Source organism: Streptomyces sp. NPDC037126 (assembly GCF_055605965.1).
On sequence record NZ_JBVJTD010000016.1, the window covers coordinates 29,155 to 41,569 of the forward strand.

The 12,415-nt window shown below is 76.4% G+C and carries 10 protein-coding genes; 9 read left to right on the forward strand and 1 reads right to left on the reverse strand.

Annotation, left to right across the window (positions count from 1 at the left end; genetic code table 11):
* Nucleotides 1-171: 171 nt before the first annotated feature.
* The 8 genes from ACZ7FF_RS30050 (at nucleotide 172) to ACZ7FF_RS30085 (ending at nucleotide 9,587) form a co-directional block, all read left to right on the forward strand.
* The gene (locus ACZ7FF_RS30050; RefSeq protein WP_470815953.1) at nucleotides 172-1,392 is read left to right on the forward strand and encodes a glycosyltransferase; all 1,221 of its coding nucleotides are present in this window, start codon (nucleotides 172-174) and stop codon (nucleotides 1,390-1,392) included.
* A complete protein-coding gene (locus ACZ7FF_RS30055) occupies nucleotides 1,389-2,813 on the forward strand; it encodes an exopolysaccharide biosynthesis polyprenyl glycosylphosphotransferase (protein WP_470815955.1) in 1,425 nt (474 codons plus the stop codon). Before ACZ7FF_RS30050 ends, ACZ7FF_RS30055 begins: the two co-directional genes overlap by 4 nt.
* A 3-nt stretch (nucleotides 2,814-2,816) precedes the next feature.
* Nucleotides 2,817-4,154 carry an O-antigen ligase family protein gene (locus ACZ7FF_RS30060; protein ID WP_470815957.1) on the forward strand — a complete coding sequence of 446 codons (1,338 nt, stop codon included), beginning with the start codon at nucleotides 2,817-2,819 and terminating at the stop codon, nucleotides 4,152-4,154.
* A complete protein-coding gene (gene murJ / locus ACZ7FF_RS30065) occupies nucleotides 4,145-5,797 on the forward strand; it encodes a murein biosynthesis integral membrane protein MurJ (protein ID WP_470815959.1) in 1,653 nt (550 codons plus the stop codon). The genes ACZ7FF_RS30060 and murJ overlap by 10 nt, the downstream gene beginning before the upstream one ends.
* Nucleotides 5,781-6,551 (forward strand): polysaccharide deacetylase family protein, encoded by a 771-nt coding sequence (locus ACZ7FF_RS30070; protein ID WP_470815960.1) that lies wholly within the window; start codon nucleotides 5,781-5,783, stop codon nucleotides 6,549-6,551. The genes murJ and ACZ7FF_RS30070 overlap by 17 nt, the downstream gene beginning before the upstream one ends.
* Nucleotides 6,548-7,705, forward strand: coding sequence for a glycosyltransferase (locus ACZ7FF_RS30075; protein ID WP_470815962.1), 1,158 nt, complete (start codon nucleotides 6,548-6,550; stop codon nucleotides 7,703-7,705). Before ACZ7FF_RS30070 ends, ACZ7FF_RS30075 begins: the two co-directional genes overlap by 4 nt.
* Nucleotides 7,702-8,358, forward strand: coding sequence for a YveK family protein (locus ACZ7FF_RS30080; protein WP_470815964.1), 657 nt, complete (start codon nucleotides 7,702-7,704; stop codon nucleotides 8,356-8,358). Before ACZ7FF_RS30075 ends, ACZ7FF_RS30080 begins: the two co-directional genes overlap by 4 nt.
* A gap of 143 nt (nucleotides 8,359-8,501) precedes the next feature.
* The gene (locus ACZ7FF_RS30085) at nucleotides 8,502-9,587 is read left to right on the forward strand and encodes a GNAT family N-acetyltransferase (protein WP_470816225.1); all 1,086 of its coding nucleotides are present in this window, start codon (nucleotides 8,502-8,504) and stop codon (nucleotides 9,585-9,587) included.
* On the opposite strand, the gene ACZ7FF_RS30090 is transcribed toward ACZ7FF_RS30085, so the two are convergent.
* Nucleotides 9,584-10,915, reverse strand: coding sequence for a glycoside hydrolase family 26 protein (locus ACZ7FF_RS30090; protein ID WP_470815965.1), 1,332 nt, complete (start codon nucleotides 10,913-10,915; stop codon nucleotides 9,584-9,586). The two genes, ACZ7FF_RS30085 and ACZ7FF_RS30090, sit on opposite strands and share 4 nt — an antisense overlap.
* Before the next feature lie 189 nt (nucleotides 10,916-11,104).
* Here ACZ7FF_RS30090 and ACZ7FF_RS30095 point away from each other — a divergent pair, with 189 nt between their 5' ends.
* Nucleotides 11,105-12,361, forward strand: a complete 1,257-nt coding sequence (locus ACZ7FF_RS30095; RefSeq protein ID WP_470815966.1) for an NAD(P)-binding domain-containing protein — start codon at nucleotides 11,105-11,107, stop codon at nucleotides 12,359-12,361.
* The last annotated feature ends 54 nt before the right edge of the window (nucleotides 12,362-12,415 follow it).

Sequence of the window (12,415 nt, forward strand, 5' to 3'; positions counted from 1 at the left end):
TGTTCGATCCCGGGCCGGCCCGGCGGCCCGGTGGTGACCAGCCGGGCTTCCGGCTCGTTTCCCACCCGGACGCGGTGTGGGCCGGCGCGCGCTTCGCCGCCGTCCACGCGCACGTGTGAGGCGCGTTCCCGACCACACTCCCGAGCGCCCCGTGAGCGAGGTATCCCGCGAATGCACCAGTCAGCACCCGGCTCCCGGCCGCGGATCCTGCACCTCGCGCAACCCGTCGACGGCGGTGTCGCCCGGGTCCTGCTGGACCTGGCCAAGGCCCAGCTCGCGGCGGGCCTGGGGGTGGCGGTGGCCTGCCCCGGCGGCGAACTGGCCACAGAACTCGCGCACATGGGCGCCGAGGTCCGCGAGTGGCGGGCCGGCCGGTCCCCGGGCCCGGGGCTACCGGGCGAGGTACGACGGCTCGCACGTCTGGTCGACGAGGTACGGCCCGAACTGGTGCACGCGCACAGCGCCAAGGCGGGACTGGCGGGACGGCTCGCCGTCCGCGGCCGCGTGCCGACGGTGTTCCAGCCGCACGCCTGGTCGTTCGAGGCGGTCGGCGGAGTCACGCAGGCGCTGGCACTGCGCTGGGAGCGGTGGGGGGCGCGCTGGGCCGACCGGGTGCTGTGCGTCAGCGAGGCAGAGCGCGCGACCGGTCTGCGCGCCGGGGTGCGTGCCGCGTACGCGGTCGTCCCCAACGGCGTCGACGTCGACCGCTTCTCCCCGGCGCCCGCACCGCGCACCGCCGAGGACGCCCCGCACGGGCCACCTGGGGAAGGCGAACCCGGGGCGGCCCCCCTCGTCGTCTGCGTCGGGCGCCTCTGCCGCCAGAAGGGGCAGGACGTGCTGCTGCAGGCCTGGGAGGAGGTCCTCGCCGTGGTGCCGGGGGCCCGCCTGGCGCTGGTCGGTGACGGCCCGGACGGCCAGGCCTTACGTCAACTGGCCCACCCCGCAGTGCGGTTCGCCGGCGCCGTCGCCGATGCCGTGCCCTGGTACCGGGCCGCCGACCTGGTGGTGCTGCCCTCGCGCTGGGAGGGCATGGCGCTCGCCCCGCTGGAGGCGCTGGGCTGCGGGCGGCCCGTCGTGCTCACCGACGTCGACGGCGCCCGCGAGAGCCTTCCGCCCGCCCTCGCCGCACACGGCCTGGTCCCGCCGGACGATCCGGGGGCGCTGGCCGCGGCGGTCGCCCGGCTGCTGTGCGATCCGCCGCTGCGCGCGGCGCTCGGCGACCAGGGGCGCCGGCACGTCCTGGCCACGCACGACGTGCGGCTCACCGCCGGGCGGATCGCGGCCCTCTACAGCGAACTCCTCGGCCGCGAAGCCGGGTTGAACGAGGCCGCGTCGACCGGCGAAACAGCCCCGTCCGTGCCCTCCGAGTGCAGGGAGTCCATCCACTCGTGACTGCGGAAAGCACCGTCCCCTCCCCCGGCGCGCAGCCACGGGACCACGGACTCTCGCCCGTCGCGGTCCTGCCGCGCCGCCGTGCCGCCGGCGGCTTCCGCTTCCCGCTGCGGCGGCCGCCGGCCCGGCCCGCCTCACCGCTGCCGCTGCTCGCCGCGGACCTGGCCGCCGCGCTGGCCGGCGCGGGCGCGCTGCACACGGCCACCCGCCGGCCGCTGCTGGTCGCCGCCCTGGTGACCGGCACGCTGCTGCTGCGCCCGCGGCCGGGCCGGCCGGTACCCGGCGTCCTCGACGAACTGCCCGCGGTGTGCGGCCGGATCGCGGTGGTCTGGCTGGCCGTGGCCGCGCTGCTCGCCGCCCACGACCCGGGGCGCGCTCTCACCGCCCGCGGCCTGCTGCTCGGCTGGGCGCTGCACGCCGGGGCGGCCTGCGCGGGCCGGGGCGTGGTGCACTGGCGGCGCCGGGTGGCGCTGCTGCGCAGGCCGCGCACCGCGCTGGTGATCGGGCCCGCCGCGACCGCGCAGCGGGTGGCCGCCGCGCTGCTGCGGCACCCGCGCTGCGGGGTGCGGCCCGTGGGCGTCGTCGCGGACCACCCCGACGGCAGCGGTGGGCTGCCGCTGCTCACTGCCGGCGAGGAGGTGGAGCGGGCGCTCATCCAGAACGGGGTGCGGGTCGTGCTCACCGTCCACCCGGCCGTGCGCACCGGACAGGAGCCGCTGCTGCGGGCGCTCGCCGAGTCCGGCTGCACCCTGTGGGAACTGGACGCGGACTGCCCGGCGTACGAGATGCGCGACCAGCTCGCCGGGTTCGCCGTACGGCGTCTGGACCTGGGCACGCGGCGGCGGACGAGCCTCGCCAAGCGGCTGCTGGACCTGCTGGTGTCGGGGGCGCTGCTGGTCCTGGTCAGCCCGGTGCTGCTGGTGTGCGCGGCCGTGCTGCGGATCACCGAGGGGCCCGGGGTGGTCTTCCGGCAGGAGCGCATCGGCAAGGACGGGCGGCCCTTCACCCTGCTGAAGTTCCGCACCCACCGCCCGGTCGACGAGCACGAGGCGGCCACCCGCTGGAGCGTGGCGGGCGAGCACCGGATGGGCCGCTTCTGCCGCCTGCTGCGGCAGACCTCGCTGGACGAGCTGCTCCAGCTGTGGAACGTCTTCTGGGGTGACATGAGCCTGGTCGGCCCGCGGCCCGAACGGCCGTACTTCGTCGCACAGTTCAGCGGGACCTACCCGGGCTACGCGGCCCGCCACCGCATGCCGACCGGCATCACCGGGCTCGCCCAGGTCAACGGGTTGCGCGGCGACACCTCCATCGAGGACCGGGCCCGCTTCGACAACGCCTACATCGACAACTGGTCGCTGTGGCAGGACGTCTGCATCCTGCTGCGCACCGCGGCCGCGCTCGTGCGCTCCACGGGGAGCTGACCGATGGCCCTCGTCCTGCCGAACCGCCGCCCCCTGCGGCTCTCCCCGGTGCTGCCCGTGGCGGCCGTGGTCGCCCTGCTCGCACTGCCGGTACCGCCCGACGGCGAGGGCGGCGCGGGCCCCGCCGACGCGCTGTCCGCGCTGGTCGTCGCCTACTGCGCCGTACGGCTGCTGCGCACCCGCGCCCGCCCGCTACCACGGACCGCCGGCGTGCTCCTCGGCCTGCCGGTGGTGGGTGTCTCGGTGGCCGCCGTGAACGCGGTCTCGCCGGGCGCCGGGATCGCCGGACTCGGCCGCTATCTCCAGATCTTCGTGCTGGTCCCCGCGGCCGTGCTGCTCCTCGTCCGCGACCGGCGCGACCTGCGCCTGCTGGCCTGGTCGCTGGTGGCGCTCGCGGGGTGGCAGGGCGCCCTCGGCGTGCAGCAGTACGCCACCGGGACCGGCGCCTCCTACCAGGGCGAGGACATCCGCGCGGTCGGCACCTTCGGCGCGACGGACGTGATGGGCATGGCCACGGTCGTGTCCCTCGGGCTGGTGTGCGCGGTGGGGCTCGCGCTGGGCCGCAGGCCGGTGCGGGAGCGGGTGGTCGCGGCGGGCTGCGCCCTCGCCCTCCTGCTGCCGCTGGCGCTGTCCTTCAGCCGCGGCGCCTGGATCGCCACCGCCGTCACCTTCGCCGTCCAGCTGGTGCTGGCCGGGCTGCGCCGGGCACTGAGGGTCGGCGCGGTCGTGGTGGCCGCGTGCGTGGTCCTGGTGGGCGGCCTCGGCGTCGGTACGGCGATGCTGCAGGAGCGGATCGACAGCATCGGCCAGGTCACCGACGCCCCCGACCAGTCGGTCACCGACCGGTACACGATGTGGGCGGCGGCCGTAGACATGTGGCGCGAGCACCCGCTGACCGGCGTCGGTCTCAAGGGCTTCCCCGACTACCGCGACGGGCACGCCTCGCTCGCGCTGTCCTCGGGCAGCGACACGGAGGGCGCCGGCGTCTCGTTCCACCGGCAGCCGTTGCTCTCCCCGCACAACATGTATCTGCTGGTGCTCGGCGAACAGGGCCTGACCGGGCTGCTCTGCCTCGCGGGCGGCTGGCTGGCGCTGCTGGTGTGCGCCCTGCGCGGCCTGTGGCGCTCCCGCGCCCTCGGCGGCCGGGGCCTGGACTGCGCGCTGGTCGCCTGCGGGCTCCTGGTCTGGCAGCTCGTCGACTTCCTCTACGCCGACATCGGCGGCCCCTCGACCGTGCTGAGCGCCGTCTGCCTCGGCCTCACCGCCTGGTGGGCCCTGGTGGGCGGCGACGCCCTGGCCGACGAGGCGCTGCCGGGGGAGGCCGCCCTCCGATGCCGCTGAGCGCAGGCGGTCCCGCCCCCGCCGCCCCTAAGCCGCACGCCGGCCAGCCGGCCTCCTCCCCCGCCCCCGAGCACGCGCCGCCCACCCGGCGGTTTCTCGCGAAGGCCGCGCTGGTCACCGCCTCGCTGTCGGTCGCGGGGGCGCTGCTGGGGCTGGTGCGGGACCAGTCGCTGGCGCGGCTGTTCGGGGCCGGGCGGGACACGGACGCCTTCCTGGTGGCGTGGACGGTGCCGGAGTTCGCGGCCACGCTGCTCATCGAGGACGGGCTGGCCTTCGCGCTGATCCCGGCGTTCAGCGCGGCGCTGGCCCGCCGCGCCGAGGGCGCCCCCGGGAACCCGGTCCGCTCGCTGGTCGCAGGGACGCTGCCGAGGCTGGCGCTGGCGTTCGCGGCGGCGGGCGCGCTGCTCGCCCTGGCCGCTCCCCGGTTCGTGGCGGCGCTCGCGCCGGGCCTGCGCGATCCCGGCCTCGCCGTGGACTGCACCCGACTCACCGCGACCTGCGTGCTGAGCTTCGGTCTCGCCGGGTACTGCAGCGCGGCCCTGCGCGCCCACCGCCGCTTCCTGGCACCGGCCGCGATCTACGTCGCCTACAACGTCGGCATCGTCACGGCGATGTACGCCCTCGGCGGTCGCTGGGGCGTGCGCTCGGCCGCGTTCGGGGTCGCGGCGGGCGGCTGCCTGATGGTCGCCGTCCAACTCCCCTCCCTGATGAGGCAGTTGTTGGGCAGGCGCGGTGCGGAGGCCTCGCAGGAAGCCGTCGGCGGGGCGCAGCCCGTGAACACCGTGCTCATGGCCACCGTGCTGCTGTTCGCGCTGTGCCGGCAGTCGCAGGTGCTCATCGAGCGGTTCCTCGCCTCCGGTCTGCCCGTCGGCGCCATCTCGCATCTGAACTACGCGCAGAAGGTCGCCCAGATCCCGATGACGCTGTCGATGATGCTGTGCACGGTCACCTTCCCGGTGGTGGCGCGGGCGCTGGCCGAGGGCGACACCGAGCGGGCCCGGCGCCGGGTGGAGCGGGACCTGGCGCTGGCGGCCGGGGTGGTGCTGCTCGGCACGGCCGTGGTCGTGGCGTGCGCCCCGCAGCTGATCGGACTGCTGTTCCAGCGGGGCGCGTTCACCGCCGGGGACACCGCGGCGACCGCCGGGGTGATGCGGGTCTACGCGCTCGGGCTACTCGGCCAGACCCTGACGGGCGTCCTGGTCCGGGCGTACTTCTCGGCGGGCCGCGCCACCTGGTACCCGGTCGGCGCCATGGCCGTGGGGATCGCCGTGACCTCCTGGATCGGCGCCGGAACGGTCGGCTCCCGGGGGGTCACCGGGATCGCCGCCGCGAACGCCGCCGGCATCACCGTGACCGCCGTCCTGCTGCTCGCCGGCACCCGGCGCCGGAGCGTGCCCGTCCGGACCGGGCCCGTGCTGCGCGCGCTGGTCCGGCCGCTGTGCGCCGCGTCGGCCGCCACCGCGGCCGGCGCCCTCGTCGCGGGCCTGCCGGCGGCACCGCTCGGCGGACTCGCCGCCGGGGGCGCCACCGCGACCGTCGTGTTCGTCCTGCTCGGCCGGCCCCTGAGCGCCCGGGACCTGGCACCCGCACTCCGTTCCGCACGCACCCTCACCCGAAGGCTCGCCCATGTCGTCCTCCGTTGAGTCCCCCGCCCGCGCGGGCCGGCCGACCCCGGCCCGGCCCGGTCCGGTCCCGTGGATCGCCATGTACCACTCGGTCGGCGACTGCTCGGACGACCCCTACCGGGTGACGGTCGGCCCCGGCCGGCTGGAGCGGCAGCTGCGCTGGCTGCGCGGGCGGGGGCTGCGCGGGGTGTCGGTGGCCGAGCTGCTCGCGGCCCGGGCGCGGGGCGAGGGCCGGGACCTGGTCGGCCTCACCTTCGACGACGGCTATGCCGACTTCCTCGCCAACGCCGTTCCCCTGCTGGTCCGTTGGCAGTGCACAGCCACCCTGTTCGTGCTGCCGGGGCTGCTGGGCGGCGACAACGCCTGGGACCCCCTCGGCCCGCGCAGGCCGCTGCTGACCGCCGACGGCATCCGGCGCGTCGCCGACGCGGGCATGGAGATCGGCTCGCACGGCCTCACCCATGTGGACCTCACCCGGGCCGACGACGACCTGCTTCGGGCCGAGACCGCGGAAAGCCGCGCCGTCCTCGCCGAGTTGACCGGCCGTCCCGTCGCCGGGTTCTGCTACCCGTACGGCACGGTCGACGGGCGCGCCGTGGCCGCCGTGCGCGAGGCGGGCTACGGCTACGCCTGCGCCATCGACCCGGGCGCCCTGAACGGCACGCACGTCCTGCCGCGCGTGTACGTCGGGCAGCGGGACAACGCCGTACGCCTGTATCTGAAGTACCGGCTGCACCGCTTGCGCCGCCGTCCCGTCGAGGGGCTGCGGTGAGGGCGCTGCACGTCATCACGGGCCTCGGGGTGGGCGGCGCCGAGCAGCAACTGCGGCTGCTGCTGCGGCACCTGCCCGTGGCCTGCGACGTGGTGACGCTCACCAACCCCGGGCCGGTCGCCGAGGGCCTGGCGGCCGACGGGGTGCACGTGGTGCACCTGGGCATGACCGGCAACCGCGATCTGACCGCGCTGCCCCGGCTGGTCCGGATCATCCGGCGCGGCCGGTACGACCTCGTGCACACCCATCTGTACCGGGCCTGCCTGTACGGGCGGATCGCCGCCCGGCTGGCCGGGGTCCGGGCGGTCGTCGCCACGGAGCACTCCCTCGGCGACTCGCAGATGGAGGGCCGGCCGCTCAGCACCGGTGTCCGCGCGCTGTACCTCCTGGGCGAGCGGCTGGGCCGGTCCACGGTCGCCGTCTCCCCCACGGTCGCCACCCGGCTGGCCCGCTGGGGCGTGCCGAGGCCGCGGGTGGCGGTCGTGCCCAACGGCGTCGATCTGGCGCGGTTCGCCTTCGACCCGGCGGCCCGGCGGCACACCCGCGACCTGCTCGGACTGCCCGCCGACGCGTTCGTCGTCGGCGGCATCGGGCGGCTCGCGCCCGGCAAACGCTTCGACGTCCTGATCCGCGCCTTCGCCGAACTCCCCGACGAACCATGGCTGCTGCTGGTCGGCGGGGGCCCGCAGGAGGACGCCCTGCGGCGCGTGGCGCGGGCGGCCGGGGTCGCCGGGCGGGTGCTGTTCACCGGCGAACGGCCGTACCTCCCCGACGGCTCGCCCGGCCCGGGGCTGCCCGCGCTGGCCTGCGCGATGGACGTGCTCGCCTCGCCCTCCCCCGAGGAGGCGTTCGGCCTCGCGGTCGTGGAGGCGCTCGCGGCCGGCCTGCCGGTGCGCTACACCTCGTGCCCGGCCCTGGAGGACCTGCCGCCCGCGGCCGCCCCGGACGCGGTGCGCGTCCCGTGCGAGCCCGGCGCCTACGCCCGCGCGCTCGCCGGGGTCCGCGCCACGGGCCCCGGCCCGCGCACCGCCGGCGCGGCGGCCCGCCACTACTGCATCACCCGCAGCGCCGCCCGCCTCATGGAGGTCTACACGGCGGCCCTCGCCCGCACGTCCCCCGAAGTCCCCATCCAGCAGGGAGCTGGCCCGTCATGATCGACACACACACCCGGCATCACCGCACCACCCGTCTCGCCCGCGTCGGCGCGCTGCCCGCCTGGTCGCTGGTGGCGTCCGGCGTCCTCGCGGGCGGGCTGCTCGGCGGCGGGTACGGCGTGCTGAAGACCCCGACGTACACGGCGACCAGCTATGTCGTCGCCGTGCCCACCGCGGGTTCCGACACCGCCACGGCGCTCGGCTTCGCGCAGGCCTACGGCCGGGTCGCCACCCAGCTCGCGGTGCTCGGGGACGCGCAGACGCGGGCCGGGGTGCCGGTGGGCACCCTGCGCGACAGCGTGCGCACCGCGACCTCGCCGGACGCCCCGATGGTCGCCGTCTCCGCGACCTCGGCCCGGCCGGCGCAGGCGGCGGGCATGGCCGACGCGGTGGCCGAGGCGCTCACCCGGCACGCGAACGCGACCAAGGCCGACACGCACGTCCAGCTCCTGCAGTTCTCCCGGGCGGTCACGCCCACCGCGCCGAGCTCGGCCTCGGCCGGGATGACCGGGCTGGTCGGGGCGAGCGCGGGCGGGCTGCTGGGCGCCCTCGCGCTGCTGGTGCGGCCCGGACGCCGGCCGGAGGACGAGCCCCTGCGCGCGGCCACGGTGCCGGGTCCGGCGCTCGCCGCCGACGCGCACGGCCGGCTGTGACCGCCACGGACGCGGCGCGCACCGCGCGTCCCGCCCCCACCACCGACTCCGCCACGGAACCGGGCACCGGCATCACCACCGATCCTGCCGTCGAACCGGGCGCCGAACTCGCCCCCGGACCAGGCGCCGAACTCGCCACCGAACTGGTCACCGACGCGGCCGGCTTCGCCGCGCTGGCCCCGGCCTGGGAACGGCTGTTCGGGCGGTGCGCGGCCGCGACCCCGTTCCAGAGCCACGCCTGGCTGCACTCGTGGTGGCTGTCGTACGGCGGGCGCGGGCGGCTGCGGCTGCTGGTGGTGCGTTCCGGGGACGAACTGCTGGCCGTCGCGCCGCTGATGCTGGTCCGCCGGCCGCTGCCCGCGCTGGTCCCGCTCGGCGGGGCGATCTCCGACTACGCGGACGTGCTGCTGGACGACGCCGACGACGGGCGCGCGGCCGACGCGCTCACCGGGGCACTCGCGGCGGCGGCGCGCACGGCGCTGATCGACTTCCGCGAGGTGAGGCCGGGCGGCACGGTGGAGCGGGTGTACGACCGCTGGCGCGGCCCGCGCCGTACGCTCCGCGACTCCCCGTGTCTGGAGCTGCCCGCCGTGCCCATGGACGAACTGGTGGCCCGGCTGCCGTCGAACAGGGCACAGCAGCGGGTGCGGGCGAAGCTGCGCAGGCTGACCGCGCTGGGCGTCGAGCGGCGGGCGGCCGGCCCCGGGGAGGTGGACGCGGCGCTCGGCCGGATGCTGGAGCTGCACCGGCTGCAGTGGCAGGGGCGGAAGGTGACGGGTGAGCACCTGCGCCCCCGGTTCCGCACCCACCTGGTCCGGGCGGTCGGTGCGATGGTGCGCTCCGGGAACGCGGTGGTCACCGAGTTCCGGCTCGACGGCGAGGTGGTGGCCGTGGACCTGACCCTGCTCTCGCACGGCCTGGCCGGCGGCTATCTGTACGGCGCCCATCCGCGGCTGCGCGAACTGAAGGCGGACGTGGCCGTGATGCTCCTCGACGCCTGCGCCCTCAACGCGGCGGCCGCGGGCACCGGCGGGCACGGCACGCTGAGCCTGCTGCGCGGCGACGAGCCGTACAAGCACCACTGGCGACCCGAACCGGCCGTCAACCGGCGGCTGTTGCTGGCCCGGCGGCGCACCACCCCGCTGCTGGGGGCCGCGCTGTGCGAAGCGGCCGCCCGGCAGCGGGGCAAGGAGGTGCTGCACCGGTGGCGGGAGCGGGGCCGGGACTAGCCGCCGCGCGACCACCAGCCGGAGTGGAGGCAGAGCTTTCCGCCGAGCCAGTACTCGATCCAGACATCCAGGTTCAGCGGCGAGCAGTCGGCCGGGGGCTGCGGGGTGGGGGTCGGCGTCGGGGTGGCGGGTGCCGTGGGAACCGCGGGAAGGCCGTTCAGGGCGGCCCGGTAGACCTGCGAGGACCTCGGGTTGTCCGCGCACTGCCACACGCCGTGCGGGCAGTAGTCGGTCAGCGTGTTGTACAGCGGCTTGTGCTCGTCGATCCAGGCGAGCATGCGCCGCATGTACTCGGGGTCGTCGCCGTTGCGGAAGAGCCCCCATTCCGGATACGAGATGGGCTTGCCGTGGGCCTTCGCGAAGTCCACGTGCTGCCTCAGGCCGTAGGGCTCGGTGACCTGTTCGTCGAAGGTCTCCCCCGTCGGCTGGTCGTACGAATCCATGCCGATGATGTCGACCGTGTCGTCCCCGGGGTAGCACGCGGTCCAGGGCACGGCGTCCCGGCCGCGGCTCGGCGCGAAGTCGAACCGGAACCTCTGCCCCGGCACCGAGCGCATCGTCGTGACGATCCGGTTCCAGTAGCTCTTCCAGGCCTCCGGGTCCGGACCGCAGCGGTGGGTGTAGGTGGTGCCGTTCATCTCCCAGCCGAGCACGATCACCGTGTCCGGCACCCGCAGCTCCACCAGCCGTTCGGCCAGGGCGCGGAAGTGCTGGTCGAACGCGCCGGACGCGCCCGCCCGCAGCAGCTCCCGCACCTGGTCGTCCGGGACGTCCTCCTCGTTGTGCTCCTGCATGGGCACGTTGAGGACGAGCATCCGGTCGGCCTTCTCTCGCCGCCACCGCGCCCACACGTCCAGGAAGCCGGGCGGACCCTCGATGTCCCGCCAGCTGCCGCCGGGCAGGTAGGTGTGCCCGACCTTCAGCTCGGTGCCGCCGAGCCAGTGGCTCAGCCCGGCGATCCGCGCGACCCCGAGCGGCCCGGAGTCGAGAAAGGCACCGAAGGGCGGAGCCCCGGCCTTGGCGGGCACCGGCACGGCCGACGGCGTGGAGGTGGGTGCCGGGGCGACCGGTGTGGCGGTGGCGTGGGCCGCGGTGGTCGGCGCGGGGGTGACGTGTGCCGGAGTGGTCTGTGCCGCCGTGGTGGACGACGGGGTCGTGGGCGCGGGGGCGGTGGACGTGGGCGCCGCCGGTTCGGGGGCGGGGGGACCGGGGCTCCGCACCCCCTCCGCCGCGAATCCGGGACCGGCCGCAAGGGCGACCGTCACGGCGGCCGAGACCGCGGCCACGGTCAGCCGCCGGGAGCGGTCCCGCCGCTGCTGTGGAGCCATGCCTGCTCCTCTCTCCACTCGGCTGCGTCCTCACCTGTTCCTGCCTGTCACTGACAGGCAGTCATATCGACGGGTTTTCCGCCACTGCGGCTACGGCTTTCAGGTGGGCCCGGCCCCCGCACGGGCGAACGGACGGGAAGGAGCGCCCCGCGGGCCGTTCCTTGACGACGAGAAAGCGAGCAGTTGCTGATGTACGACCTGCTGGTGGTGGGCGCGGGCCCCTACGGCCTGTCGATCGCGTCGCACGCCGCGGCGGCCGGACTGGCCTTCCGCGTCCACGGGCGGCCCATGGCGACCTGGCGCGACCACATGCCCCGCGGAATGCTCCTGAGGTCGGAGCCGTGGGCGTCCGACCTGTCCGACCCCGAGGGCCGCTGGCGGCTCGACGTCTTCCGCGCCTTCCGGGGCATGACGGCCCGCCACGCCGGGCCGCTGCCACTGGAGGTGTTCACCGAGTACGGCCTGTGGTTCGCGCGCAACGCCGTGCCCGGGACCGACGAGCGGACGGTGACCCGGGTGGCGCCGTGCACCGGCGGCTTTCGGGCCGTCACCGAGGACGGGGAGACACTGACCGCAAGGACGGTCGCGCTCGCCGTCGGGGTGCTGCCGTTCGCCTCCGTCCCGGCCGTGCTGCGCGGCCTGCCGCCGGCGCTGGTGTCGCACAGCGGCGACCACGTCCGCCTCGACCGGTTCCGCGGCGGGGACGTCACCGTGATCGGCGGCGGGCAGGCGGCCCTGGAGACGGCCGCGCTCCTCGCCGAAGGGGGCACCCGGGTACGGATCGTGGTCCGCGCGGACCGGCTGCGCTGGAACGACGCGCCCCCTCCGTGGAACCGTCCCCGGTGGCGTTCGGCCTGCTCCCCGCGCGGCGGCCTCGGCACGGGCTGGCGGAACTGGTGCTACGCCGAGCGGCCCGGCCTGTTCCGGCGGCTGCCGGACCGCACGCGGGCCCGGATCGCGGCCGGTGCGCCGGCTCCCGCGGGTGCCTGGTGGGTGCGCGAAAGGGTGGAGGGCCGGGTGGAGGTGCTGCTCGGCCGTGAGGTGGTGGCGGCCCGTGCGGTACCGGGCGGCCTGCGCCTGGAGACGGCGGGACGGCGAGGGGGTACGGCCACGCTGGAGACCGGGCACGTCATCGCGGCGACGGGCTTCCGTGCCACCCGTGAGCGGCTCCGGCTGCTCTCCCCCGACCTGCGCGCCCTGCTGGCCACGGGCGCCGACGGGGCGCCCGAGGTGGGGCCGGGCTTCGAGTCGTCGTATCCGGGCCTGTTCCTGGCCGGCCTCGTCACGGCCGGGAGCTTCGGCCCTGCCATGCGGTTCGTGTACGGCGCGGGCTTCACGGCCGGCGCCCTGGTGCGCGGGGTCGGGCACCGCCTGCGCACGGGTCCGGCCGGCTGGCCCGTCCCGGCTGCCCGCCCCGCCGGACCACCGCACCAGGTACGGCACTGAGAGCGGTGTCCCGGCAGGGGGTCGGACGGCTTGCGGTACCGGAGGTGCCGTCGG

Excerpts from the sequence above, each read along its gene's own strand:
- ACZ7FF_RS30050 (WP_470815953.1), top strand. The coding sequence starts at position 172 with ATGCACCAGTCAGCACCCGGCTCCCGGCCGCGGATCCTGCACCTCGCG.
- ACZ7FF_RS30060 (WP_470815957.1), top strand. The coding sequence starts at position 2,817 with ATGGCCCTCGTCCTGCCGAACCGCCGCCCCCTGCGGCTCTCCCCGGTG.
- murJ (WP_470815959.1), top strand. The coding sequence starts at position 4,145 with ATGCCGCTGAGCGCAGGCGGTCCCGCCCCCGCCGCCCCTAAGCCGCAC.
- ACZ7FF_RS30070 (WP_470815960.1), top strand. The coding sequence starts at position 5,781 with ATGTCGTCCTCCGTTGAGTCCCCCGCCCGCGCGGGCCGGCCGACCCCG.
- ACZ7FF_RS30080 (WP_470815964.1), top strand. The coding sequence starts at position 7,702 with ATGATCGACACACACACCCGGCATCACCGCACCACCCGTCTCGCCCGC.
- ACZ7FF_RS30090 (WP_470815965.1), bottom strand. The coding sequence starts at position 10,915 with ATGGCTCCACAGCAGCGGCGGGACCGCTCCCGGCGGCTGACCGTGGCC.
- ACZ7FF_RS30095 (WP_470815966.1), top strand. The coding sequence starts at position 11,105 with ATGTACGACCTGCTGGTGGTGGGCGCGGGCCCCTACGGCCTGTCGATC.